Source organism: Vibrio sp. RE86 (assembly GCF_013114545.1).
Classification (GTDB): domain Bacteria; phylum Pseudomonadota; class Gammaproteobacteria; order Enterobacterales; family Vibrionaceae; genus Vibrio.
In genome coordinates this window covers 226,467-253,092 of the sequence record NZ_VTXI01000005.1, presented here as the reverse complement: position 1 = coordinate 253,092, position 26,626 = coordinate 226,467, and the positions used below count along the sequence as shown (strand labels likewise).

The following is a 26,626-nucleotide window of genomic DNA, read 5'->3' as shown; positions in this document are numbered from 1 at the left end:
GTCTTAGAAACATAAAAAATCCGAGTGCATGGAATACACTCGGATTTTGACACCTTGGAAGGATCGTTCAACCGATCATTTAACCCTTAACTGATCGGCATTAGCCTATTAGGCTGCTTTTTTATTTCTAACGTCTATTTTTCAAACATTCCCACAACAATTCCTTCAAATATATAATAACGAACCCTTTTTTAAGTCATAATGAATGAATAATTGAATTACTCCGGTCTTAACCACAAGCCGATACGATTATTCAACCACAGGGACTATTATGACAAGGCTGATCGCACTTCTCTCTTCGCTGCTAGTAACGTTCGTCGCTACCGCTCAAGATGACTGGCAACACACTCTCGACAAGGCGAAAGGACAAACTGTCTACTTTCATGCATGGGGAGGTAGTCAAGAAATCAACCGCTACATCCAGTGGGCTGGTAAAAACCTCCAAACCAAATATGGCGTAACACTCAAACACGTTAAAGTTACCGACATCGCTGAAACAACTACACGCCTTATTGCTGAAAAAGCGGCTGGCAAAAACAGTGGTGGCAGCGTGGATATGGTCTGGATTAACGGTGAAAACTTTAAGTCTATGAAAGACAACCAGCTTCTGTTTGGCCCATTCACACAGTCATTGCCAAGCTGGAAATATGTTGATCAATCGTTACCTGTCGACGTCGACTTTTCTGAACCTACGGATGGCTTAGAAGCCCCTTGGGGAGTCGGTCAACTGGTGTTCATCCACGATACGCTTGAGTTAAATAATCCACCGCGTTCATTCAGTGAATTTCTTAGCTATGCGAAAGCGTTCCCAAATCGCCTGAGCTACCCTCGCCCACCTGAGTTTCATGGTACTAGCTTCTTGAAAGCGCTGCTTATCGAGTTGACAGATAATGATGCGACCCTAATGCAACCTGTCACTGACGAAAACTTTGACATCGTTACAGCCCCTCTATGGAAGTACCTTGACGAATTTCATGCTGTAGCTTGGCGCGGTGGTAAACAGTTTCCAGCAGGCACGGCAGAATCAATTCAATTGCTTGATGATGGTCAGCTAGATCTTGCCATTACTTTCAACCCTAACGCGGTTTATTCTGCACAAGCGAGTGGAAAGTTAGCGGATTCAACACAGGTCTACGCGATGGACAGTGGTGCGCTCTCTAACATCCATTTCTTAGCGATCCCATGGAATGCCAATGCCAGTGCAGGTGCACAAGTTGCGATCAACTACCTTCTGAGTCCTGAAGCCCAATCGCGCAAAGGGGATATTAATGTATGGGGAGACCCATCAGTGCTAGATAGCCAGTACCTCACTGGAAGCGCCAAAAACACTCAACAATTCAAATCCATTGCTGAACCCCATCCTAGCTGGCAAGGCGCGATTGAAAAAGAGTGGCTCAAACGTTACGGAAACTGATTTAACTCGATGTTGTACGCTCTCTATATACTGTTAATAGTTGTCTGTATATTGCCGACCATTCCGGGCCTACTCGGAGTGGTCTTTTCAGCGCTAGGCTATATACCGCCAATTGGACTTGATACTTTTACTCTTGACGGCTTTAGTCAGGTATTCGCGTGGGCAGGCGTAGAAAAGTCTATTTTGCTTACACTCTTTTCTACCCTTGCCAGCAGTTACCTAGCGTGTTTCATTACATTTATTATTCTCTTATCTAGTTGGCAAACCCGCTTCTGGCGTCGTATTGAGATGACTCTATCTCCATTACTGGCCATGCCTCATGTTGCCTTTGCCATTGGGTTTGCTTTTCTTTTCTCTCCAACAGGAATAGGAGCCCGTGCACTATTTAATCTAGTTGGTTACGACTCTAGCAGTCAGGGCCTAACTGAAGGTGCATTATTGGTTAAGGACCCTTACGCTTTGGGCTTAATCTTTATGTTAGCGCTAAAAGAGGTTCCGTTTCTGCTGCTCATGAGTATCCCTATATTGCAGCAACTCAATATTGACCAAGTTGAGAAAGTGAGCTTTTCTTTGGGCTATTCTCGTGCCCAAACGTGGTGTAAATGCGTTTTACCTCAATGGTTTGCCAAGTTGCGATTTCCAATGTTAGCCGTACTCGCCTACAGCCTTTCGGTTGTCGATGTCGCCTTAATTATTGGACCAACTAACCCACCAACGTTTGCTGTACTTGTTTGGCAGTGGTTTAGCGAGCCTGATTTAAGTTTGCTACCTCGCGCGTCTGCAGGGGCTGTTGTACTGTTCATGCTCGCAAGTTTAGTCATTGGTTTTGCTCGATTAGTCGAGTGGCTTATCACAAAGCACTTCCGACAATGGCTAAGCTCTGGACGCTTTGGACTCGTTTTACCGGGTAATGCCGTGTTTAGCGCGGTGCTGCTCACCAGCATCGTCATGATCCCAATTACCTTACTTTGGAGTTTTGCTCAGCGCTGGCGCTTTCCTGATTTGCTACCAAGTCGATTTAGCCTACGATTCTGGCAATTTGAGTGGGACAGTATCCTCACGACTCTCTATGATAGCATCGTGATTGCGGTGATTTGTTCAACTTGTGCGCTCATTTTGGCTCTCATCGCCCACGAGTATCGCCTTCGCTATCGCTGGAATCTACCAGGCTATGTGATTGCTATTCCTATGCTTGTTCCGCAGCTTTCCCTTTTGTTTGGTATGCAGATTAGCACGCTGTACATTGATAGCAGCGCCTACCTATTTTGGGTGTGTTGGGCGCATGTGTTCTTCGCTTTCCCTTATGTTTATTTGTCGTTAGATGGCCCTTGGCGAAGTTTCAATGAGAGTTTAACAAGGGTTGCATTGAGCTTAGGTAAGTCCCCTTTTCATGCTTGGTGCAAAGTGAAACTGCCTATATTGCTTCCTGCAATACTCTTTGCATGGGCAATAGGCGTTAGCGTTAGCCTCGCTCAATACTTGCCGACACTCATGCTTGGCGCTGGGCGAATTAGCACTATAACAACCGAAGCTGTTGCACTTTCAAGCGGCTTTGACCGCCGTGTAACCGCGATCTATGCACTGTGGCAAGCACTATTGCCGCTGATTTTCTTCTCGATTGCTATGTTACTAAGCCGCTTTCACGCTAAGTACCGTAGGTTGTCTATTAAGGGATTATTGCCTAATGAGCCTTTGTCTCGAAAACCTCACCATCCGTAAGCGCGGTGGGGAAACCTTGTTCTCCAACTTTTCCGTGGAAGTGAAAGCAGGGGAAATCTTAACGCTAATGGGCCCAAGCGGTTGTGGTAAGTCGACACTGTTAGACGCCATTGCAGGTCATTTATCAAAGGAATTTCAGCTTAGTGGTAAGGTATCCCTCAACGACAAGCCGCTAAACGATCTCGAGCCGCATAAGCGCGGTGTTGGAATACTGTTCCAAGATGACCTGTTGTTCCCCCATCTAAACGTGTGGGAAAATCTCGCGTTTGCGCTGCCTAATTCAGTAAAAGGAAATGAGCGAAAACACCAAGCGTTAGAAGCCTTAAAAAGTATTGAGTTGAGTAAGTTGTCTGAAGCCTATCCTGACCAGATCTCTGGTGGACAACGGGCGCGAATCAGCTTAACCCGTATGCTACTTGCCAAGCCTAAACTTGTGCTTTTAGACGAGCCCTTTAGCAAGTTAGATAAAACGCTTCGCGACCAGTTTAGATGTTGGGTTATAGAGCAACTTAAAGCAGCTGACATTCCTGCTTTATTAGTCACTCATGATCAAGAAGATGTACCAGATGATGAACTTTGCATCACTTGGCCTTGGGAGAGCGCTCATGCTTGATAAGTTCAGTATTAAAGTCATTCGCTGGCCTTTGAATCAAGGTGCCACACTACTCGATAAGACAGGGATAAACGCCAATCAAACCACTTTGTTCGGCTTTCTATTAGGCTGTTTGGCCTTCCCTGCGCTGATATTGGAGCAATACTCTCTCGCACTCATTTTTATTATCTTGAATCGGGTGTGTGACGGTTTGGATGGTGCGCTCGCGAGACGACAAGGCATAACCGATGCCGGTGGTTTTCTTGATATAAGCTTAGATTTTTTGTTCTATTCCCTAATCCCATTCGGCTTTGTTCTCGCTAATCCAGAACAAAATGCGATTGCAGGAGCATTTTTGATCTTTTCCTTTATCGGGACAGGATCAAGCTTCTTAGCGTTTGCTTCAATGGCAGGTAAGCGTGGGATTGATAATCCAGTATATAAACACAAGTCTCTGTACTACATGAGTGGTTTAACAGAAGGGACAGAAACCATAGCGTGCTTTATCGCCTTCTGCTTATTCCCACAACATTTTGCCATCATTGCGTACCTGTTTGGCGCTGCTTGCTGGTTTACGACGTTCACTCGAATCTATTCTGGGTTTCACACACTGCAAAACGAAGTTAGAACACCACCAAAAGCAGAACAGAAGCAATAACTCCAGCACTGAAACTTGGAGCATGAAATGAACGCTGTTGAGCTTTTTTATACTCGCGGTGAATCTCTTCCTGATAGGTTTTAACACTCAGTGCTTTTATATAATCGTTATACATAATTTATCCTTCTGACATTGTTGATGTAACCAAGCTTAAAACCTCAAGCTAACTTTAGGTAAATACACAAAAACTAAAAAAGCGCCTAGATAGGCGCTTTTTCTTTCAGGGGATGGTTACTTAAATCGGAGAACTTTCAACGACGCTTCAGGATCTGTATCTTCGAACTCTGGTGGGTTATCCAAACGTTCGATAAAGTTGAGTTCTGGAGCTTCCTCTTTCATGCTATCGATAAGGAATTCACTGGTCACTTTCGGTGAATTGACGCAGGCAATCACTTCACCGCCTTCCGCTAATAAATCTGGAAGCTTACGCAGGATTCGCTTGTAATCCTTGGTCAATGCAAAACTGCCTTTTTGGAATGACGGCGGGTCGATCACAATCAGATCGTAGCGTCCCATCTTTTTGATTTTTCCCCATGAGCGGAAGATATCGTAGCCCAAGAATTTCACTTGGTTGATATTGTGGTCGTTAAGCTTGTGGTTCTCGCGACCTTTTGACAGTGAGCCTTTTGACATATCAACGTTTACAACTTGATCTGCTCCACCCGCAATCGCAGCAACAGAGAACCCACAGGTATAAGCAAACAGGTTAAGTACGTTCTTATGCTTTGAGTTAGCCTTTACCCAATCGCGGCCATAACGCATATCGAGGAACAGACCAAAATTCTGGTTTCGGCCAATATTAAGTTGATACTTGAGGCCCGACTCCATCACGACTGGCTGGCTCTCTAGTTCACCCAGCAGCACTTCCGATGGTGCGCCTTCTGCGTAACGATGTTGAACCACAATCGACTGACCCGATTTCTCTTTCCATAATTCAGATTGAGAAAGCTCGGTGAGCCCCTTTTTAAGCGCCTCAATGAACTCTTCATCAACTTGCTTGAAAATCGCAACTATCAACTGACCCTGAACCCAATCACACGTCAACTGCTCTAGACCTTCAAAACGACGTCCACGGCCATGAAAAAGGCGGCGAACCTCATCAGGAGCTTGAGTAAGCTGCTGATTAATCTGGTCAAAAAAGATTGGTAGTCGATTGGCCTGCATTGGCGCAGGAATTACTTGTTGATCTTCGGCCATGATAGCTCCCATGGGGTAAGCCAGGTCTCAATGCCCTGACGTGTAATATCAGTATTCCATTTGCTTCCTAAGAGCGTGTTTTCTCTCGGGTCACAAACAAATTCAAATGCTTTATCTTGATAAGTGAAGCGGATAGCAAACGCGTGAAGGTAACCTCTATCGGAGTCATCACCCGCGTTATAAATTGGATCACCGACGATTGCAGAGCCTACTGACTTCAATGCAACGCGGATTTGATGAGTTTTCCCTGTATGTGGCTTGCACAGAAAGAGACGTTCGCCAGGCTCAGCTGCTAACGAAAAAAACTGAGTGATCGCAGGGTTGCTCTGCGAATTGATGAGCTTCCAAGAAGAACGACGAGAACGCTCCATATCGCCGCTAACAAGCCCCTGCTTCTTTTTTGGCTTCTTACTGCCAATAGCTAAATAAAACTTCTCAACCGTTCGCTGGGCAAATAGCTGAGACAGCTCACTGGCCGCTGCCGAATTTCTACCGAGCAGTAGAATACCTGAGGTCATTTTATCGAGACGATGGACGAGATAGAGTTTGTTGTCACCAGTTTGCTTAGCGACTTCTTGAAGCAACATGGTATCACCATCATCTTTGTGTACCGAGACATTCGGATGCTTATTGATGATGATGAAATCAGAATGGGTATGTAAGATATCAAACATTTAGCTGGCTCCACTTTGGACGCACGAGTATACCCGTTATCTAAGTGAAAGCCAGCCTAGCTTGAGTTAAGAGAGCTTGAACTTACCAACTAAGTTTTCTAGTTCGGATACTTTAGCATTCAAACCATTCACATTGTCAGAACTGCTATTTGCAAGCTGCAACGAACGCTCTGAAATATCGCTGATTGCTGTAATATCCGCCGCAATTTCTTTAGTTACTGCAGTTTGCTCTTCCGCTGCCGTCGCGATAGAGTTAACCATCGCTTGGACGTTCGCGGCACCTTCTACAATCTCTTCAAGCGCACTCACCGCCCCTGAACTCCGTTCAACACCGATTTCCACCAGCTGACAGTTCTCTACTGTGTAGGTAACGGCTTCTTGTGTGCCGGATTGAATCTGCTGAATGATGCCACCGACTTCTTGAGTCGCTTTCGTGGTTCGTTCCGCTAGTGCACGAACTTCATCTGCTACAACAGCAAAGCCTCGGCCAAATTCACCTGCACGAGCTGCTTCAATCGCTGCGTTTAGCGCCAGCAAGTTAGTCTGCTCTGCAATATCTTCAATCACTTTGATCACAGAACCAATTTGTTCACTGTGTGACCCAAGCTCATTCATCTGCTTAGACATGTCCGTCATCTGAACGCTCACTTGCTGAATGGAATCAACCATCTCAGTAATGATTTGACGTCCAGACTCCGCACTGCCTTCTGAGCGTTGTGCCTCTTCAAAGGTTGCTGTGCCTTGCTGAGCCACCTCTGCGATCGTTAGGCTAAGTTCTTCGGCTGCTGTCGCAATAAGATTTGCTTTATCAGCCTGAGAAGATGCACCTTGTACGATGTCTTGGCTCACGTTAGACAACTCGCCTGTGACACTTTTCACTTCATTCGCTACCGATGAGATGCTACCAATTAACGTGGTAAGCGAGCCTTGCATCTTATTAATTGAAAGAGCAAGGTTAGCAAGTTCATCACCCGAGTTATCAACGATATCCTCGGCGGTTAGATCGCCGTTAGCCACTTTCTGCGCAACGGAGTCAAGTTTGGATAAACGTGTTGTGATCGAATTTGATAGCCAATATGCAATGGCACATGTTAGTAGCAATGCAATGACAAACAGCACAATCAAAGTGTTTTCAATGACAGCAAATGAATCTGTTAACGCCAGTAAAGAACCATCCGTTTCAGTAATTTCAGCCGTAGAAGCTTCGTCTAAATGCGCTTCAATTGGTGCAAGGTAAGACTCATACAAACTACGTAAGCTCGCAATTTCCTCATGCAATGCGTCTTTGTTTCCTAATAGAGGAACGATGTCACGCTCGAAGCCTTGAGTGAAGCCGCGCATTAACCTTTCGATCTCTTCAACACGGCGGTGGTCAGCACCACCAGGAGTTTCTAATGCTTTTACTGTAGCAATGGCATCAGCAAATTCTTGCTTATTGGTCTTATAGTCGTTTAACGCACCAGGAACGCCGGTAATAGCCCCCGTAGCATCACGATAAATATCGCCCGCTTCATCAATAAGAATTAGATAACCTACCACTTCAGGAACGTCATCCATTCGGATTTCAGTCGCAACATCACGCGATTGAGTGACTTCTATCCATACCGTCCCTGCCATTATGGTCATGATCGCGAGAATGCACCCAAAACCCGCATAGAGCTTTTTACGAACAGACATTTTCACTCAGCACCTTCCTAAAATTTTTAATATTTAAAACGACATACTTGATAGTAAGTATCGACTTACTGATAGATTTCTTTAATAAAAATAGTTGATAGATACAAAAAAACCTCCTTATTAGGAGGTTTTTATTTAAGAGGCTGAATCTAGTCAGAACTTAGAGTTTCTTAGAGAATACGCCTGCTAGTGCAATGATGCCTATACCCACTAGCATGATTTCGCCTTTACCGCTGTCGAAACCAGACTTGATACCCATGAATGCTACGATAGCAATTGCAACAGGGATAACGTACTTAACTAGGTTGTACCAAAGACCGAATAGTGGGAAAGATACTTCACCGTCATTTGTGATCTCTTTTTCAAGGTCTGAGCGAGATAGACGCCAGCCCGCAAAGATACACACTAACATACCGCCAACCGCTAGGAAGATCTTATCGGTTAGTAGGTCAAAGATATCGAATGCGCCAGTACCGAATAGAGTTGGGCCAACACCGCCAAGAGATAGTGACGCAAACACACATAGTGATGCCATTACTACACTTGAAGAGATTACCGCAGTCGAACGCTTCATACCTTTCTCATCGATTAGGTAAGAAACCACTACTTCTAGTAGAGATACAGAAGAAGTTAGTGCCGCAACCGTCAAACCGATAAAGAATAGTAGAGCAAGTAGAAGACCAACTAGACCACCCATTTCAGCAAATAGCTGAGGTACTACAACGAATACTAGGCCAGGACCTGCAGAAGGCGCCATGCCAAATGCGAACATTGCTGGGAACATTGCAACACCCGCTAGGATAGCAACACCCGTGTCCATCGCAGTAACCATACCTGTCGTCTGAACAAGGTTCTCTTTCTTCTTCAGGTAAGAACCGTATGTCATCATACAACCCATACCAAGAGATAGAGAGAAGAACGCTTGGCCAAGAGCAGCAAGAACAACGTTACTGTCTACTTTAGAGAAGTCAGGTTTGAATAGGAACTCAATACCAGCCATTGCGCCTGGCAGAGTCATGCCGTATACCGCTACCGTAATAAGGATTACGAATAGTAAAGGCATAAGAACTTTACCTGCTTTTTCGATACCGCCTGAAATACCTTTCATTACGATAACAATGTTAAGCAGTAGGTAAACCGCCATCCACATTAAAGGTTGAACTGGGTCAGAAATAAAGCCACCGAAGCTGTCACCGATTGCTTCAGGTGCGCTTAGTAGACCACCGCCAACTTTAAAGATGTAAGCAAGTGCCCAACCACCAACTACTGGGTAGAAACCCATAATTAGTAGACCACTTAAAACACCAATTACACCAGTGAACGCCCAACGACGGTCAGTCGATTTGAACGCGCCTACTGCTGATAGACCTGTCTTACGACCAACAGCAAACTCTGTAAGCATTACGCTGAAGCCGATAAATAGTACGAACATAAGATAGATAGCAACGAATGCGCCACCACCACTCTCACCTGCTGTGTAAGGAAACTTCCAAATGTTACCAAGACCAACAGCTGAGCCTGCTGCGGCCATTACGAAGCCTAATTTAGACCCCCACGTATCACGGGGCTGTGCATTTGAACTAGTAGCCACGGTTACTCCATTAAATCGTTTTATAAGTTGTGTTTGCTTCTGTTAGGCGTCTATAAAAAGTGAGTGTATAATTATTTTTACACTTATTAGAGTTTTGAGTGACGCTAACGTTATAGCAAGTAAACCAGTTTAAGATTAAAATTGGAAGCCCATTTAGTACATTTTCCCACCACAAATGTAATTAATATGTTTAAATGCTGTTTTTTTAGCCTTAATCATTTATTACATGCCAATTTTTACAATTCCCTAACAGAATCATGCTTTTTATGAACCTATAGCGTTCACCTCATGCTTTACTGAAATCTTGCTTGTCGTCATCTTCACTCAGTTCTAATATTGAGATTGCCTCATACTTCTAGGTTGTTGAATGGAAAAGTTTTATCACTTTCTGACATTGGCAGGGATCGTCTTTTACTGGGTTCTTGTGGCGGGTGTCACTATTAGGGTTGTACTAAAACGCCGCGCGGTGAGCGTCTCTCTCGCTTGGCTGATGATTATTTATATCCTGCCTATCGTGGGGGTCGGCTGCTATTTCCTATTCGGTGAACTCAATCTAGGTCGAAAACGCGCAGAACGTGCTAAAGAGATGCTTGCCCCATTCGCACAGTGGTTCTCAAGCCTCAACGATTGCCATGCCCACTCTCCAGAAAGCTTTGGTCGTCATATCTACCGAATCGATGAGCTGTGCAACAACCGCTTAGGCCTTCCTGCGCTTTCAGGAAACTCTCTTTCATTACAGAGCTCACCAGACAAGATTCTCCACTCTATTATTGAAGATATAGAAAATGCCCAAACAAGCATTCGTTTTGTCTTCTATATATGGCACCCAGGCGGTTTAGCCGACTCCGTCGCTTCAGCGTTAATCAAAGCGTCCAAAAGAGGTGTCAACGTTAAGGTATTGCTCGACTCAGCAGGTAGCCCGCGTTTCTTTCGTAGTCAGTGGGTAAAAATGATGCGTAATGCTGGCGTTCAAGTCGTCCAAGCATTAGAAGTGAGCCCTTGGCGTATCTTTTTAAGGCGCTTAGACCTTCGTCAGCACCGAAAAATCATCGTTATCGACGAGAAAATCGCTTATACGGGGTCGATGAACCTTGTCGACCCTGCTTTCTTTAAGCAGAACTCAGGAGTTGGGCAATGGATTGATATCATGGTTCGTATCACAGGCCCAACGGTTAACGTTCTTTCAGCAATCCATTGCTGGGACTGGGAAGTGGAAACTGGCTCGCGGGCCTTCCCATCACAACCTGAATGCCGAATAGACCCAAAAGAGCCACAGCATCCAGTTCAAGTCGTCCCTTCTGGGCCTGGTATGCCTGAACACCTCATCTCACAAGTGCTGACTTTGGCGATCAATCAAGCCAACAGCTCTGTGAGAATCACGACACCCTATTTTGTGCCAAGCGCTGACCTGCTTGAAACTCTAAAAATGACGGCACAACGTGGTATTAATGTTGAGTTAATTATTCCGCACAAGAACGATTCTCTGATGGTGCAGTGGGCATCACGTGCCTTTTATAGTGAGTTGTTAAGTGCAGGCGTCAAGATCTATGAATTTTATGGTGGTTTACTTCATACCAAATCCGTCGTCATTGACGAACAGTTCTGTCTAGTCGGCACCGTCAATATGGACATGCGCAGTCTATGGCTTAATTTTGAACTCACACTCGCAATAGATGACGAAGCTTTCACTAAAGAGATGTACTGGCTACAACAGAGTTATATTGAAAAATCACACCCAGTCGACTTCGAACAATGGAAAACTCGTACCCTATTTTCTCGTTTCTTAGAGCGTATTTTCTATCTATTCAATCCATTACTCTGATCCGACTTGCTATTCACGCTTTGCCATGTTTTAAATAAGGCAAAACATGAGTTAGATAAGGACTTCCAATGTCAGAGAGCAAGCAGACCAAATACGTCACCGCAGGTAGAGATAAAAAGTGGACGAACGGAGTGGTTAACCCACCTGTGCAACGCGCCTCGACAATCGTATTTGATACTGTTGCTGAAAAGCATCACGCAACGGTCAATCGTGCCAACAAAACGCTTTTCTATGGACGCCGTGGTACCAACACGCATTTCGCTTTCCAAGATGCCATGACTGAAATCGAAGGCGGTGCAGGCTGTGCTTTATACCCGTGTGGTACGGCTGCTATTTCAAATGCGATTCTTTCATTTGTAGAAACAGGTGATCATATTCTGATGGTCGACACCTGTTACGAACCGACTCGTGATTTTTGCGATACCATTATGAAAAAGATGGGTGTCGAAACAACCTATTATGAGCCGACTATTGGTGAAGGCATTCGTGATTTGATCAAGCCAAACACCAAGATTCTATTCTTGGAGTCTCCTGGATCTATCACAATGGAAGTTCAGGACGTCCCGACGCTATCTAAGATCGCCCATGAACAAGATATCATTGTTATGCTGGATAACACTTGGGGTGCAGGTGTGAACTTCTCTCCATTCGAACATGGCGTCGATATCTCTATCCAAGCAGCAACAAAATACATTGTCGGTCACTCTGATGTAATGCTAGGTACTGCTGTCGCAAGCGAGAAATACTGGGATCAACTGCGCGAACAAAGTTACCTAATGGGCCAATGTGTTTCGCCTGACGATGCATACCTTGGCTTGCGTGGTATTCGCACTCTTGATGTGCGTCTACGTCAACATGCAGAAAACAGCTTAAAAGTCGCAAAGTGGCTGCAAAGTCGCCCAGAAGTGGACCATGTGCGCCACCCTGCATTAGAGTCTTGCCCAGGCCATGAATTCTTTGAGCGTGATTTTACTGGTGGGAATGGGCTGTTCTCATTCATTTTGAAAACATCATACCCAAGAGCAACAACCGCACTGCTTGATGGCATGAAACACTTTAGCATGGGTTACTCGTGGGGTGGTTATGAAAGCCTTATCTTGGCCAACGAACCTAAAAGCTTTAACAGCCTGAGAACAGTTGCGAACCCTAACTTTGAAGGTACTTTGGTACGCTTGCATATTGGTCTCGAGAGTATCGATGATTTGATTGCTGACCTTGAAGCAGGCTTCGAGCGTTATAATGCTCTTATCCTTGAAAGAGAAGCGACCGCATAATTGCTAAATCAAGAAGCCTATTAAAGAGCGCCTATGCGCTCTTTTTCTTTTTCGGGCAATTCACTAAATGGTCATCTACCATCCCAACGGCTTGCATGAACGCATAACAGATCGTTTCGCCAACAAACTTAAAGCCTCTCTTTTTGAGAAACTTACTCATGGCTTTCGACTGTTCCGTTGATATAGGGACTTGGCTCATTTCAGTCCATTGATTCACAATCGGTTTATTATCAACAAACTGCCACAGTGCATTCGATAAACTACCGTACTCTTCTATCAACAGTTTTGCCGCTTTAGCGTTACTAAAAACCGAGTTGATCTTTCCTCGGTGCCTAACCACATCGAAGTTTTCAACGATGAATTCAATTCGTGCCTCGTCACCATGGATGAGTTTTTCTAGATCATAGTTTTCAAACGCAGCGCGGTAGCCTTCTCGTTTTTTCAAAATCGTAATCCAACTAAGTCCAGCTTGAGCACCCTCTAAAGTAATAAACTCAAAGAGGACCTGATCGTCGTAAACAGGCACGCCCCACTCAGCGTCGTGATATTCCCTTTCAAGTTCATGGTTCATCGCCCAAGCGCAGGTGGTGTCTTGTGTCATTGAGTTCTCCTTACAAAACGCCCCCGACACAGTCAGGGGCGTTTGAGTCTATCGCTTTGAATAAGCGGTATTTGATTAGTTTGGCAATTTCACTTTGTGGAATAGACGATACAACACTGGCACAACAATCAATGTTAGAACCGTCGCAAAACCTAAACCAAACATAATGGTCACCGCCATCGGTTTAAAGAAGATGTCAGGCAGTAGAGGGATCATACCTAAGATTGTCGTGATTGCTGCCATACATACAGGACGAACACGACTAAGTGCTGCGTCTACAACTGCTATGTATGGATCTTTGCCTGACTTCATCTCTATTTCGATCTGATCCAACAGAACGATACCATTTTTCAGCAGCATTCCCGATAAGCTCAAGAAACCAAGTAACGCCATGAAGCCAAATGGAGTATTGAGTGCCAACAAGCCCGTTGTTACACCAATAATCGCAAGTGGCACCGTTAACCAAACGATTAGCGGCTCTTTCACCGAGTTAAATAGGAACACAGTCACTAAGAACATGAACAAGTATCCCATTGGCATCGTGGTGAATAGAGAAGCTTGAGCGTCACCAGAAGACTCATATTCCCCGCCCCACTCAAGCGAGTAACCAGGTGGCATCTCAATCGCTTCAACCAATGGCATTAAGCGTTTTTGAAGCGTTGCCGCGGTCTCTTCACCCAATAAGTCTGGGTCAGCCATAATCGTCAGCATACGCTTACGGTTTTTACGAACAATGATTGGGTCTTCCCAACGCAGCTCATAGCCCATCGTGATTTGTTGCAGCGGGATATATTCGCTTAAAGCAGGGCTCCAAATCTTCATCCCTTCGATATTACGAATATCGATACGTTCATTTTCAGGTAGGCGAGCCACGATAGGCATCAGAGTAGTACCATCACGGTAGACACCCACTGACTTACCCGAGAACGACATTGCAAGGAAATCATCGACATCAGATTTAGTGACACCGTAGCGACGAGCCTGACTCTCATTGAATTGAGGCTCTAGCACTTTAGTACGTTCACGCCAGTCATGACGAATATTGGTCGCACCAGGGTCAGCATGCATGATCTCTTCAACTTGCTTAGCAATGCTTCTGAGAATCGTTGGATCCGAGCCAATAATGCGCGCTTCAATCTTAGCGCCGCCACCAGGCCCCAATTCGATCTGCTTTAACTTGTAGTTGATCTCAGGGAAGTTTTCCTCAAGGTGCAGACGGAAATTCTCCATTAGAGTAGCCAGTTCACTATAGTCGGTCACACGTGTGGTGATTTCACCGTAAGCGGCATAACTCTTTTCAGGCGCATAAGTCAGCATGAAACGTTGCAAACCCTTACCTGCCGTCGTCGTTACGTGGTCAACTCCGTTTTGCTCGGCAATCCAAGATTCCAACGCCTTCAACTTGGTATTAGTCGCACGAATATCCGTCCCTTCTGGTAGCCAAATATCCGCTTGGAAGATAGGCGTTGTTGAAGATGGGAAGAACGACTGTTTAACATGAGTAAAGCCGTAAACACTCGCCACTAGACCAACAACGAGCACGGCCATTGTTAACCAAGCGCGCTTCATACAAAACTCAAGGAAGCCTTTGTATAAAACAAAGATCATGCCGTTGTATGGATCGCTGTTCTCTCCATCTTGCTTAAACTTTTGCCCTTTGAAGAAGATGTCGGCAAAGAATGGAGTCAGAGAAATCGCGGTGAACCAACTCAACATAAGTGAGATAAGTAGAACGGTAAAGAGTGTTCCACAGTATTCGCCCGTCGCATCTTCTGAGAGGCCAATCGGAGCGAAAGCGGTAACCGCAATAACCGTTGCACCTAACAGCGGCCATTTGGTTTGCGTAACAATATCGGTGGCCGCTTGCATCCTCGTCCGGCCTTTTTGGGTCCCTATGAGTATCCCTTCGACCACCACTATGGCGTTATCCACCAGCATACCTAACGCGATAACCAATGCACCGAGAGAGATACGCTGTAAGTCGATCGCAAAGTACTTCATGAAAATGAAGGTACCAAATACGGTCAGAAGTAGGATTAAACCAATCAATAAGCCAGAGCGTAGGCCCATAAAGAACAGCAGCACGATGATAACGATCGCTACCGCCTGTCCTAAACTGACCACAAAACCGCTGACCGATTTATCTACTTCTTTTGGCTGGCTGTAGATCTCTGAAATATCGACCCCAACTGGTTGTTGGTACTTCAGCTCAGCCAATCGGCGATCAAAGCGTTGGCCCACTTCAACAACGTTCACCCCTTGTGCAAATGATACACCCAAGTTAAGCGCCAGTTCACCGTTAAAAGTGATGATATTTGATGGAACTTCAACATAGCCACGCTTAATATCGGCCACATCTTTCAAGTAGATAAGACCTTGAGCGCCGCTTTCGGTGATGATCAAATCACCAAGCTGATCGACATTCTGGAACTCACCTGTTGGGTGGATGCGAATATATTCATCACCAATACGGATAGCACCAGCATCAGACACGATGTTTTGCGTAGAAAGTAGATTAAATACGGTTGTAGGTGCGAGGCCCAAGCTACTCAAGCGCTTCATCGAGATTTCAATAAAGACTTGCTCTTGCTGCTGACCAGATACCGATATCTTGCTGACACCATCAATGAGCTCAAGCTCTCGACGTAAGTAATCAACATAATCTAAGAGCTCTTTATAGCTATAGCCATCACCGGTAACAGCCAACAAGATCCCGTAAACATCACCAAAGTCATCAATTACTTGTGGATCGTTAACACCCGGAGGCAGCTGACCTTTAAGATCATTTACTTTCCGGCGTAACTCATCCCAGATTTGAGGAAGATCATCAGGGCCATAGTTGTTTTTCATGGTCACCGTAATTTGTGACAAGCCTCGACTCGAAATTGAGTTCACTTCGTCAACATAAGTTAACTGCTGAATCGCTTTCTCTATCGGGTAAGTCACCTCTTCTTCTACTTGTTGAGGTGTCGCACCAGGGTAATTGGTCACAACCATCGCATCTTTGATGGTGAATGCAGGATCTTCTAGACGCCCAAGACCAAAGAAAGCCGATACACCACCAATTAAGAAAATCAAAGAGATCATCCAGCTGATGACACGGTTGCGAATAAAGTACGCCGCGATTCCTGTTACATCTTCATCGCGTTGAGGCGAGTTAGCGTTCGTATCACTCATGTCCCGCCTCCTTATCAATTACTTGCACTTTCATTCCTTCTCTCAGTCCAGAGACGCCAGCTATAACCACAACTTGATCGTTGTCTAAACCACTTAAGATTTGAATCGACTCTTTACTCGCCTTGCCCGTCGAGACTTTTTGCTTCGTTACAGAGCTATCGCCATTGAGAACCCAAACGTACTTATTTTCACGTTCCAATGCGTCACCATCAGCGTTAAACAGCGCCTCTATTGGAATCTGTACTCCGCTATTGAGGTCAAGACCAATGTCTTCCCCTTTTGATGTCACCTCAACCGCCATACCATCAAGGATGTACTCTTCCTCTGGCATAGGAAGTGAAAGCGTCACGGTGAAGGTTCCAGTCGCAGGATCAGGTTCAGTCGTAAACTCTTTGATTTGAGCGTTGTACTCGTTACCACTTGGGACTTTTACAACCGCTTCAACTATCTCGAGCGTTTTCTTACTCGGTTGATTGACGTAAAGACGGTCTGGAAGCTGAATCAAAACTTCGACGTTTTCGACACTGTGAATATTAACGACATGCTGGCCGACTTGAATGTTTTCGAACTGGTCGATATTCACGCGAGAGATAATGCCATCCACCGGCGCCATCAACTTAGTGAAAGAGAGACGAAGCTTAGCAAGTTCAAGCTCTGCATAAGCGATTTGACGATTCGCTGCGATTTCATCGAACTGAGACTTCGCCAGCAGGCCTTTGTCCACGAGTGGTTTGGAACGTCTATATTGACTATTTACGACGCTGTAACGCGCAGAGGCGTTGTCCACATCGAGTTGGTAGTCTGTGGGATCAATCTCGGCAATGAGATCGCCTTTTTTAAGTTGATCGCCTTCTTTTACGTAGATCTTACTGATCTCACCAGCGACCCTAAAGCTAAGATGAGATCGCTCTGCAGCATTGGCCACTGCAGGGAAATAGAGCTTATCTTCTTGAACATGATGATCAGAGATCTCAAGTACCTTAACCTTTGGGATACCAAAGTCTACGTATTGTGGCTCTCCGCCACATCCAACTAAAAGCGCAGCCGAAGAGAGCGCACATAGTTTAAACCAATGCTTCATCTTATAGCCCTCGCTCTTTAATCCATTCACGAACTTTGATACCCGGCTCTATACCACCGACACCTGACACGATAATTTGGTCACCTTCGTTAAGGCCACTTTTTACCTGACGTTTTTCGTTCAACTTAACCTGTGCTTTCGCCACAATGCCCTGGTTATCTACGCGCCAAACATACTTCTGTCCGCTCTCTTCCATAATCGCCGATTCAGGGATGCGCGTTGCCCCCGTTGACTCAACAGCAACGTGCACCGCACCGGCCATCCCCGGCAAAATACCGACATCACGAGGTCGTTCCATCACCATAGTCACTTTGTATGAACCAGTTTTTGGATCCGCTTCTGTATCAACTTCTTGAAACATCAGCTCGTATTTATTTTCGGGAAAGGCATCAAACGTCATTGTGGCTACAAGGTTTACGCCACTGGCAAAACGGTTCAATAGGTGGTCAGGTAACTGGAAAATCACCTTCATCAATTGGTTGGTTTGAATATTCATTACCCCTTCTTTGGCAGCAATGTATTCATGTGTTTCGGCAGGAACTAACGAAATAGTACCGTCATAAGGCGCGACTAATTTGGTGTAGCGTAAGTTTGCTCGAGCTTGCTCAAGTGACGCTTTAGCCGAGTTATGATTTGCCTTCGCTTGGTCAAAGTCTTGCTCAGATACCACTTTGTCTTTACGAAGCTTTTTATAACGCTCGTACTGTACTTCTGCTAAGCGATATTGCGCTTGTGCTTGTTTCGCCAGTAACGAGTATTCATCTGGGTTTAGGTACGCTAAAACATCACCTTTCTTAACTGGCTGGCCAGCAAGAACATCAATGGATTGCATTTGACCGGGAACACGGAATGCCAAAACCGCTTTGTCACCAGCTTCTGAGGTAGCAGGAAAATTTCGTTCAAACTGGGCGTTACCTACAGAAACTGTGAAAAGCTTGGCGGGCCTAGAGTCAGGCTCAGGAACAGGAGGAAGCTCCTTACCACAGCCACTTAGCGCAGCGGTCATTGCAAGGAGCAAAATAGATTTATGCATAGTCAATCATCCATTTGTAGCTATTAGTTACAAAGATAGATGAATGCTAACGTGACTTCCACCGACAAAATACTAAATTCTTATGAAAATTAGTAATTTGCCTTTATATGGGGATACAGTCGCAGTTTTAAGTTAATGCCTTGGTACGATTGTTAATCACTACCGCTACTAACACGTCAAATAGGTCTCGCGATCAAAGCGTTTTAAATTCTCGGTCAACCTTAAAAGCATCTGAGGTAACGTACGCTTCTAACCCTCTAACTTTCACTTCAAGCTGCTCAAAGTCTTTTTCAATAGTATTGAGTAGCACATCTGGCGTTTGACCCTGTTTCCAAGGCTTATTCTTCAACTTGTGGTCTTGTTCCGCTTTCATTGCTTCGACATAGTTTGCAGGCTGCTTTTCAAGCATTAATGTCATAGCAATATACGCTAGCAAGACAAGGAAGCTACCACCCAATAAAGCAGCAGAAATCACCAAGATCCTGACTAGCCATACTTCAAGAGAGAAGTAGTTAGCCAAACCCGCGCAAACACCGCTGATCTTGCCATTAGTTGTATCTCTAAACAGCTCTCGCTTATTCATATCGGCGCCTCCAGGTTGGTGTTTCTGAATCCAAAATACGCTCTAACGTTTCCACTCGCTTTTGCATCTTTTCCGCTTTATCAGACAAAGACTCTAAACGCTGTAGATCTTCTTGAGATAACCCCGTACTCGCATTTTTTTTGCTGCGGTAGTGCAAGAAAAGCCACAAAGGGGCTACAAAGATCAAAAAAACAATCAGTGGACCAGCAATGAGAAATGACGACATAGACAACTCCTTATAATGAGGTAAGTGAGCACTCATCCCCACTTACCAACCTAGCTAAACTAACAAAAACAGACAGAAATTACTTTTTCTCTTCCATTTGCTTTTTCAGTTTCTCTAGCTCTTGCTCAATCTCATCTTGAGCTTGTAGTTCAGCGAACTCTTGATCGAGAGATTTTGCATTGCCAGTTTTAGCGTATAAGTCTGCTTCTGCTTCCATCTCATCAATTTTACGCGAGTATTGCTCAAACTTAGCCATCGCTTCGCTAGTTCGAGCAGTATGAAGATGCTTTTGCACGTCACGACGGTTTGAAGCCGTTTGACTACGAATAGCAAGAGCTTGCTGCTTTGCACGTGTTTCCGTGATTTTTGTCTCTAGCTTGCTGATTTCGCCGGTGAGTTTTTCAATCGTCTCTTCCACTAGCGTTTGTTCTGTATGCAAGCCTTTTAACATGTCTTGCAGTTTTTGCTTTTCGATTAACGCTGCACGAGCCAAATCTTCACGCTGTTTGGTTAGCGCCAAAGTTGCCTTTTGTTGCCACTCTTCAATGGTCGCGTCAATCGATTCCACTTTGCGTGCCAACTCTTTCTTATCAGCAATCGCTTTGGCGGAGTTAGTACGCACTTCGACAAGTGTGTCTTCCATTTCTTGGATGATTAGGCGAATCATCTTTTCAGGATCTTCTGCCTTATCTAAAAGAGCACTGATGTTTGAATTAACGATGTCTGCAAATCGAGAAAAAATACCCATAGCTGAGCTCCTTATTGGTTTTAGTTGGTGCGTGACATCCACGCCCCAGATTCATTTGGTTTCACAAATAGTGTTCCAAGTAACGTGCCAAGTTTAATTTCTATATAAATCATTAACTTAATAAATTCAGCATTGAAAGCCAAATCGATATGTGATGAATTTAACCGATAGTTGGTAAATTTCACCACGGAGTGTTTGTATGCAGCAAAATCTTATCGGCGAGTCACCTGCCTTTCTGGCTGTGCTCGATAAAGTCTCTAAGTTGGCCGCAATCGAGCGTCCGGTTCTTATTATCGGTGAACGCGGAACCGGTAAAGAGCTCATTGCCCAACGCTTGCACTACTTATCGAAGCGGTGGGATCAGCCATTAATCTCATTAAACTGCTCTACGCTGAGTGAAGGGCTGATTGATTCCGAACTGTTTGGTCATGAACAAGGTGCGTTTACGGGCTCAAAAGGTCGCCATAAGGGTCGATTCGAACGTGCTGAAAACGGAACACTTTTTTTGGACGAGCTCGCAACAGCACCACTACTAGTACAAGAAAAGCTGCTTCGTGTCATCGAATATGGCCAGTACGAGCGTGTGGGTGGTCACCAACTCCTTAATGCGAATGTAAGGCTGGTTTGTGCGACTAATGCGAACCTACCAGAAATGGCTAAAAGCGGGGAATTTAGAGCCGATCTGCTCGACCGTTTAGCGTTTGATGTCATTCATCTTCCACCGCTGAGAGAACGTAAGGAAGACATCATGCTCCTTGCGGAATACTATGCAATCAAAATGTGTCGAGAGTTGGGTTTTGACTACTTTGTCGGCTTTAGCTCGCAAGCGGAAAATAGCCTGCTGAGCTATGCTTGGCCGGGTAATGTCCGTGAATTGAAAAACGTCATCGAACGTGCGGTCTATCAACATGGTCAACAAGAGACACCTATTGAAAATCTCATCTTCGATCCATTTCAGTCAGGCTGGGAGACGCAACCTGAACCGAACAATGAAGAGCAAACATCGACTCAACCTGCTTTTACTTTTCCTATCAATTACAAACAGTGGCAAGAAGAGCAAGACCAACTCATACTTAAATCAGCCTTGAATCAAAGCCAATTCAATCAACGTAAGGCGGCAGACCTATTGGGACTAAGCTACCACCAACTTCGCGGCATGGTCAGAAAGTACGATATAACCAATGAGAGTTAGCTTACCCAAAGTGTGGTTTTACTTTGGTTTACTTAGGTAAATAGTGGTAAATTATAAGGATATTAAGGCATAATGGTGAGTTCCATTGTGCTTTGTCTCAGACAAGTTCTTTCTATGAAAGCATTCATTCGATTTACATTAGGTTTATTTGGCCTCGGCCTGCTGGTTGGCTGTGGTGAAGAGATCGATCATGACAAAATCCGTCAAAAAGGATTTGTCTATTGTGGCCAAAGTGGCCCTTCAACGTTTAATCCACAATTAGTGGATAGCGGCATCACGCCTGAAACCCTAAGCCCACAGCTTTTTAATACCCTGCTGACCCTTGATAACCAAAGCTATCAACCTGTCCCTAGCCTTGCTACCGACTGGCAAGTTAACCAAGCAGGCACAGAGTACACTTTTACTCTTAGAAAAGGGGTCGCGTTCCAAAACACGGCTTGGTTCACCCCTTCTCGTACCATGAACGCTGAAGACGTGGTATTCAGCTTTCGTCGTATCATAGACAGCTCAAACCCTTTCCATTATGTCGGAAGTGGGCTCTACCCGTGGTTTAGCGGAATCGATTTTCAAAACCTTGTTGTTGATGTCGTTGCACTCTCTCAATACAAGGTGAAGTTTACCCTTAGCCGACCTGATAACAGCTTTTTATCGAATATTGCCACTAGCCATGCCGTTATTCATTCTAAAGAGTATGCTGGGCAACTCGAGCTGGCTGATGAAAAAGGCATGCTGGATAGCCACCCTGTAGGCACAGGACCTTTCTACCTTGCTGAGTACCAAGTGAATGACTTGATTCGTCTAAAGCGCCACCGCCAATACTGGAAAGCGCAACCTAAAATGAACCAGGTCGTATTTGATATTTCACAGCGCGGAACAGGCACCCTAGCGAAACTGTTACGCCAAGAGTGCGACGTACTTAATTCCCCACTCTCTAGCCAACTGCCAATCATTGAACGTCATGACAACATTGAACTAACGGCTAAACCTGCGATGAATATCTCTTTTGTTGCTGTGAATACTGCCCACCCAGCGCTCAATGATGCACGTGTAAGAAAAGCTCTGAATTACGCGATTAACCGACAGAATATTCTCGATTCGGTTTACTACGGTACCGGAAGTCAGGCCTACTCTGTACTTCCACCTTCATCTTGGGCGTATCATAAAGACGCTGTTCAGATTCGTTATGACCGTAACTACGCAATTGCCTTATTGCGTGACGCTGGTTACAGCAAGGGTTTGGAATTGACCATGTCAGTACCTTTGGAGCCTCGAGCCTTTAATCCAAGTCCTCGGAAAACCGCCGAGTTGATACAAGCAAACCTTGCAGATGTCGGCATTACACTGAAGTTGGTAACCGACGATCGATTCGTACGTTCCAATTTAAATGACGACACCAATATCGACTTGTACCTAACAGGTTGGATTGCTAACACGGGCGACCCGGACAACTTTTTGCGACCACTACTCTCATGTGGGTCTGAACGTGCGGGGCTTAACGTTTCAAGTTGGTGTAACCCTGACTTCGACTTTTTGCTCGACCTAGCGCTAGAAGTTGATAAACCACGCTATCGCCTTAACTTGTACAAGCAAGCGCAAAACATTCTTAATGAAGAGTTTCCTGTGATTCCACTTAACCATGGCATGCAGTTGCAAGCCCATGACGTCTCTTTAAAAGGGTTCAAAGTCAGTCCATTTAATGCGCAACCATTTGACGCTGTAGAGAGGGTGAACTAATGCTACTTTACACAGTGAGACGCCTGAATCTTTTCATTATTACTCTGCTCATTCTCACCATGGTGGGCTTTAGTATTTTACGCTTAGAACCAAACTCACCTTGGGTAATACAGGAGTTCTGGAGCGGTTGGTTAGACTATTTAGGTGAGCTTATGCAGCTCAATTTTGGCGTTACGAGTGCTGGAATTCCCATTATTGACGAGCTAAGAGTCGTATTCCCAGCAACATTAGAGTTGTGTTTAATTGCCTTTGTGATTTCTCTGTTGATTGGTATTCCACTTGGTACCATCGCAGGCATGAAACAAGGCAAATGGATTGATACCGCGATCTCTTTTACTTCAATGTCAGGGTATTCAGCACCGCTGTTTTGGATTGCACTGTTGATGATTATGATCTTCTCACTGCATTTCGAAATTTTCCCGGTCGCGGGGCGCTACGATTTACTGTATCAAATTGACCACATAACCGGTTTTGCGTTAATCGATGCCTTTTTCGCTGACGGCGCATATCGAGCTCACGCCCTTCAAAGCGTGATTGAGCACCTTATTCTGCCGTGTTTGGTTCTTGCTCTCGCACCGACAACTCAGGTCGTTGGCTTAATGCGTACTTCAGTGGCTGAAGTCATGGGACAAAACTACATTCGAGCAGCGCGTATCAAAGGTTTATCGACTCATGAAATCGTTACCCAACATGTCCTGCGTAACGCGATCCCCCCTATCATTCCGAAGATTGGTGTCCAGCTTTCAAGTATGTTGACCCTTGCGATTATTACTGAGTCCATTTTTAACTGGCCTGGTATTGGTCGCTGGCTGCTTGATGCGCTTTCAAACCAAGACTACGTTGCTATTCAAGCGGGTGTAATCGTAGTTGCGACCTTGGTTCTCACGGCAAATATTCTATCGGATTTGATCGGCGCAATGATCAACCCATTGGTAAGGAAAGAGTGGTATGCTCACCGATAACGTCTACCAAGAAGAACGCATTCCTACTCAACTAGAGCGATTCTGGCGCAGTTATCGCGCGAATAATCTAGCCATGTTCGGACTTTGGTGTTTAGCGCTAATCATTGTGATTACGCTTGTTTCACCATGGCTTACGCCTCATGACCCACAAGCACAAACTGGTGAACTCCTTATTCCACCTTCGTGGAACCCAGCGGGTACCGTTGAGTACTTTTTAGGCACTGATGACCTAGGTCGAGACATTCTTTCGCGTCTTATTGAAGGCTCTCAACTCACCTTTGGCGCAGCAGTGATCATCACAGCGATTGCGGCTATCGTCGGCTGCTTTATTGGTGTTCTAGCCGGTATGACGAAAGGTTTACTTTCAAGTACGCTAAACCACCTACTTGATACGGTCATGTCTATCCCGTCCCTACTGCTTGCGATCATATTTGTCGCCTTTTTAGGCTTCGGTGAGTTCAACATTTTACTCGCGATCTGTCTGGCTCTGATCCCTCGCTTCATTCGCTCGGTCTACATTGCTGTGCACACAGAGGTCGAAAAAGACTACATCATGGCGGCTCGACTCGATGGCGCAAATGACTTTTACCTTCTGTGGAATTCAATATTGCCCAATATTTTGGTCGTTATCGCTTCAGAAGTTACCCTCGCCCTCTCCATTGCTATTCTAGATATTACGGCGTTAGGCTTTTTAGGTTTGGGAGCGCAAGCACCAAGTACAGAATGGGGCGCAATTCTAGGTGACTCCGTTGAGCTTATTTACTTAGCACCTTGGACAGTAACCCTGCCAGGTCTAGCCATTATGTTTACGGTTATTGTCATCAACCTTGTAGGTGAAGGTGTACGTCAAGCTCTGAATGCGGGGATTGAATAATGCCATTACTCGATATTCGACATTTAACGATTGAGATTGAAACTCCGCAAGGGTTAATGAAAGCTGTCGATCGTATGAGCTTGACTCTGAACGAAGGTGAGATTCGTGGTTTAGTAGGCGAATCAGGTTCTGGTAAGAGCTTGGTGGCTAAAGCGATTGTTGGCGTTTGTAAAGAGAACTGGAAAGTCACTGCAGACCGCATGCGACTGGGTAATGTCGATTTACTTCAGCTCACACCAAAAGAGCGTCGACGTGTTATTGCGCGTGATATTGCCATGATCTTTCAGGAGCCTTCAACCTGTTTAGATCCATCGGAAGAAGTCGGTCGTCAGTTGATTGAAGCCATCCCATCTCGCTCATTTGAGGGGAAATGGTGGGAGCGCTTCAAATGGCGGAAAAAGCAAGCTGTCACCCTACTTCACAAAGTCGGTATTAAAGACCACCACCGTGTGATGCACAGTTATCCTTATGAGTTAACTGACGGGGAATGTCAAAAGATCATGATCGCAATGGCGATCGCGGCCAAGCCAAAGTTGTTGATCGCAGATGAACCAACCAACGATCTTGACCCTATCACGCAATCACAGATCTTGCGTTTGCTCAGCCGAATGAACCAACTTCATAACACGTCGATCATGTTGATCGGCCACGATTTGACGACCATTACACAATGGGCAACTCGTATCACCGTTATGTACTGCGGTCAGTCAGTTGAGTCTGCTGATACTAAAAAACTGTTAGATAAACCTAAGCATCCTTACACGGTCGCGCTACTGAAAGCGATGCCTGATTTCAATGACTGGATCCCTCATAAAGAGAAACTTCAGTCATTACCAGGAACGATTCCACCGCTTCAGCACTTACCAATTGGTTGTCGATTGGGCCCTCGTTGCCCTTATGCTCAGCGCCAATGTGTAGAGATTCCGATGACACGTCGTATCAAAAATCACAAGTTCGCTTGTCACTTCCCATTGAATCACACGCCAAAAGAGCGGGAGAAGAAAAAAGCATGAGTGCATTACTTGAAGTCAGCGACCTATCTAAGTCGTTTGTGACGCGTTCAGGCCTTTTCCGTAAAAAGGTTCAGGAGGCGGTGAAACCCGTTAGCTTCAGCTTAGAAGCAGGACAAACGATTGGGTTTATTGGCCAAAATGGGTCAGGAAAGTCGACGTTGGCTAGAATGCTAGCGGGTGTGGTAGAACCGTCATCTGGCGAGATTCGCGTGAATGGCGAGCTTCTGGAACATAAAGACTATTCGACTCGCTGTAAGCTGATTCGAATGATTTTCCAAGATCCAAACACCTCTTTAAATCCAAGGATCCAAATTGGTCGTATTTTGGAAGGTCCACTTAAGCGAAATACCAACATGCCTCCAGAGGCACGAATAAAGCGCGTTAAAGAGACGCTTCTACGAGTTGGGTTGTTACCTGAGCACGCTTATTTCTATCCGCAAATGTTAGCTACGGGTCAAAAACAGCGTGTCTGCCTTGCTAGAGCGTTGATTCTGCAACCTTCAGTTATTGTCGCAGACGAAGCACTAAACGGCTTAGACATGGCTATGCGCTCGCAAATCATCAACCTATTTCTCGAGCTTCAAGAAGAGATGGGCGTCTCCTTTATCTATGTGTCTCAGCATATTGGCGTAGTGAAACACATCACAGATAAAGTCATGGTGATGCACGAGGGGAACGTAGTAGAAGCGGGGGAAACTCATCAGATACTCACTTGCCCTGCTCACCCTATCACACAACGTTTAGTCGAGAGCCACTTCAACAAAGCGACTTGTTTTAAATAGGA

At 45.2% G+C, this 26,626-nt stretch carries 23 protein-coding genes; 12 read left to right on the top strand and 11 right to left on the bottom strand.

From position 1 onward, the window contains the following. Positions 1 to 271: 271 nt before the first annotated feature. The 4 genes from F0231_RS07545 to F0231_RS07530 are packed head-to-tail and all read left to right on the top strand — an operon-like array spanning position 272 to position 4,383. Entirely contained in the window at positions 272 to 1,414 is a 1,143-nt protein-coding gene (locus tag F0231_RS07545) for an ABC transporter substrate-binding protein (RefSeq protein ID WP_171759106.1), read from the top strand. 9 nt (positions 1,415 to 1,423) lie between these two features. After that, complete coding sequence (locus tag F0231_RS07540; RefSeq protein ID WP_171759105.1) at positions 1,424 to 3,133, top strand: ABC transporter permease; 1,710 nt, start codon at positions 1,424 to 1,426, stop codon at positions 3,131 to 3,133. Then, a complete protein-coding gene (locus F0231_RS07535) occupies positions 3,099 to 3,746 on the top strand; it encodes an ATP-binding cassette domain-containing protein (protein WP_171759104.1) in 648 nt (215 codons plus the stop codon). The genes F0231_RS07540 and F0231_RS07535 overlap by 35 nt, the downstream gene beginning before the upstream one ends. Continuing rightward, positions 3,739 to 4,383 (top strand): CDP-alcohol phosphatidyltransferase family protein, encoded by a 645-nt coding sequence (locus tag F0231_RS07530; protein WP_171759103.1) that lies wholly within the window; start codon positions 3,739 to 3,741, stop codon positions 4,381 to 4,383. Before F0231_RS07535 ends, F0231_RS07530 begins: the two co-directional genes overlap by 8 nt. 231 nt (positions 4,384 to 4,614) lie before the next feature. On the opposite strand, the gene F0231_RS07525 is transcribed toward F0231_RS07530, so the two are convergent. The 4 genes from F0231_RS07525 to F0231_RS07510 form a co-directional block, all read right to left on the bottom strand. Then, complete coding sequence (locus F0231_RS07525) at positions 4,615 to 5,547, bottom strand: class I SAM-dependent methyltransferase (RefSeq protein ID WP_171759116.1); 933 nt, start codon at positions 5,545 to 5,547, stop codon at positions 4,615 to 4,617. A gap of 11 nt (positions 5,548 to 5,558) precedes the next feature. Beyond that, positions 5,559 to 6,254: a TIGR01621 family pseudouridine synthase gene (locus F0231_RS07520; RefSeq protein ID WP_171759102.1), complete on the bottom strand. Its 696-nt coding sequence runs from the start codon at positions 6,252 to 6,254 to the stop codon at positions 5,559 to 5,561. A gap of 66 nt (positions 6,255 to 6,320) precedes the next feature. After that, positions 6,321 to 7,937, bottom strand: coding sequence for a methyl-accepting chemotaxis protein (locus tag F0231_RS07515; protein ID WP_171759101.1), 1,617 nt, complete (start codon positions 7,935 to 7,937; stop codon positions 6,321 to 6,323). 154 nt (positions 7,938 to 8,091) lie between these two features. Continuing rightward, entirely contained in the window at positions 8,092 to 9,522 is a 1,431-nt protein-coding gene (locus tag F0231_RS07510) for a sodium-dependent transporter (protein WP_171759100.1), read from the bottom strand. 367 nt (positions 9,523 to 9,889) lie between these two features. Between F0231_RS07510 and cls the strand changes: the two genes are divergently transcribed. Continuing rightward, on the top strand, positions 9,890 to 11,344 hold the full coding sequence (gene cls / locus F0231_RS07505; protein ID WP_171759099.1) for a cardiolipin synthase: 1,455 nt from the start codon (positions 9,890 to 9,892) through the stop codon (positions 11,342 to 11,344). 68 nt (positions 11,345 to 11,412) lie between these two features. Next, positions 11,413 to 12,618, top strand: a complete 1,206-nt coding sequence (locus tag F0231_RS07500) for a cystathionine beta-lyase (RefSeq protein ID WP_171759098.1) — start codon at positions 11,413 to 11,415, stop codon at positions 12,616 to 12,618. A 31-nt stretch (positions 12,619 to 12,649) separates the two neighbouring features. Here the strand turns inward: F0231_RS07500 and F0231_RS07495 are convergent, their stop codons facing one another. From F0231_RS07495 to pspA, 7 genes are all read right to left on the bottom strand, one after another. Further along, the gene (locus F0231_RS07495; protein WP_171759097.1) at positions 12,650 to 13,219 is read right to left on the bottom strand and encodes a DNA-3-methyladenine glycosylase I; all 570 of its coding nucleotides are present in this window, start codon (positions 13,217 to 13,219) and stop codon (positions 12,650 to 12,652) included. Positions 13,220 to 13,294: 75 nt separating this feature from the next. Then, positions 13,295 to 16,396: an efflux RND transporter permease subunit gene (locus F0231_RS07490; RefSeq protein ID WP_171759096.1), complete on the bottom strand. Its 3,102-nt coding sequence runs from the start codon at positions 16,394 to 16,396 to the stop codon at positions 13,295 to 13,297. Then, the gene (locus tag F0231_RS07485) at positions 16,389 to 17,477 is read right to left on the bottom strand and encodes an efflux RND transporter periplasmic adaptor subunit (RefSeq protein WP_171759095.1); all 1,089 of its coding nucleotides are present in this window, start codon (positions 17,475 to 17,477) and stop codon (positions 16,389 to 16,391) included. The genes F0231_RS07490 and F0231_RS07485 overlap by 8 nt, the downstream gene beginning before the upstream one ends. A gap of 1 nt (position 17,478) precedes the next feature. Then, positions 17,479 to 18,510 (bottom strand): efflux RND transporter periplasmic adaptor subunit, encoded by a 1,032-nt coding sequence (locus tag F0231_RS07480; protein ID WP_171759094.1) that lies wholly within the window; start codon positions 18,508 to 18,510, stop codon positions 17,479 to 17,481. Positions 18,511 to 18,703: 193 nt separating this feature from the next. Then, positions 18,704 to 19,093: an envelope stress response membrane protein PspC gene (gene pspC, locus F0231_RS07475; RefSeq protein ID WP_171759093.1), complete on the bottom strand. Its 390-nt coding sequence runs from the start codon at positions 19,091 to 19,093 to the stop codon at positions 18,704 to 18,706. Next, positions 19,086 to 19,319 carry an envelope stress response membrane protein PspB gene (gene pspB / locus F0231_RS07470; RefSeq protein ID WP_171759092.1) on the bottom strand — a complete coding sequence of 78 codons (234 nt, stop codon included), beginning with the start codon at positions 19,317 to 19,319 and terminating at the stop codon, positions 19,086 to 19,088. Before pspB ends, pspC begins: the two co-directional genes overlap by 8 nt. Positions 19,320 to 19,398: 79 nt before the next feature. Further along, positions 19,399 to 20,067 (bottom strand): phage shock protein PspA, encoded by a 669-nt coding sequence (gene pspA / locus F0231_RS07465; RefSeq protein ID WP_171759091.1) that lies wholly within the window; start codon positions 20,065 to 20,067, stop codon positions 19,399 to 19,401. A gap of 199 nt (positions 20,068 to 20,266) precedes the next feature. Here pspA and pspF point away from each other — a divergent pair, with 199 nt between their 5' ends. From pspF to F0231_RS07435, 6 genes are all read left to right on the top strand, one after another. Further along, a complete protein-coding gene (pspF, locus tag F0231_RS07460; protein WP_171759090.1) occupies positions 20,267 to 21,259 on the top strand; it encodes a phage shock protein operon transcriptional activator in 993 nt (330 codons plus the stop codon). A 114-nt stretch (positions 21,260 to 21,373) separates the two neighbouring features. Continuing rightward, on the top strand, positions 21,374 to 22,993 hold the full coding sequence (gene sapA, locus F0231_RS07455) for an ABC transporter substrate-binding protein SapA (RefSeq protein WP_171759089.1): 1,620 nt from the start codon (positions 21,374 to 21,376) through the stop codon (positions 22,991 to 22,993). Continuing rightward, complete coding sequence (locus tag F0231_RS07450) at positions 22,993 to 23,955, top strand: ABC transporter permease subunit (protein ID WP_171759088.1); 963 nt, start codon at positions 22,993 to 22,995, stop codon at positions 23,953 to 23,955. Before sapA ends, F0231_RS07450 begins: the two co-directional genes overlap by 1 nt. Next, the gene (sapC, locus tag F0231_RS07445; RefSeq protein WP_171759087.1) at positions 23,942 to 24,829 is read left to right on the top strand and encodes a putrescine export ABC transporter permease SapC; all 888 of its coding nucleotides are present in this window, start codon (positions 23,942 to 23,944) and stop codon (positions 24,827 to 24,829) included. The genes F0231_RS07450 and sapC overlap by 14 nt, the downstream gene beginning before the upstream one ends. Continuing rightward, positions 24,829 to 25,842 carry an oligopeptide/dipeptide ABC transporter ATP-binding protein gene (locus F0231_RS07440; protein ID WP_171759086.1) on the top strand — a complete coding sequence of 338 codons (1,014 nt, stop codon included), beginning with the start codon at positions 24,829 to 24,831 and terminating at the stop codon, positions 25,840 to 25,842. The genes sapC and F0231_RS07440 overlap by 1 nt, the downstream gene beginning before the upstream one ends. Next, a complete protein-coding gene (locus tag F0231_RS07435) occupies positions 25,839 to 26,624 on the top strand; it encodes an ATP-binding cassette domain-containing protein (RefSeq protein ID WP_171759085.1) in 786 nt (261 codons plus the stop codon). Before F0231_RS07440 ends, F0231_RS07435 begins: the two co-directional genes overlap by 4 nt. Positions 26,625 to 26,626: the final 2 nt, after the last annotated feature.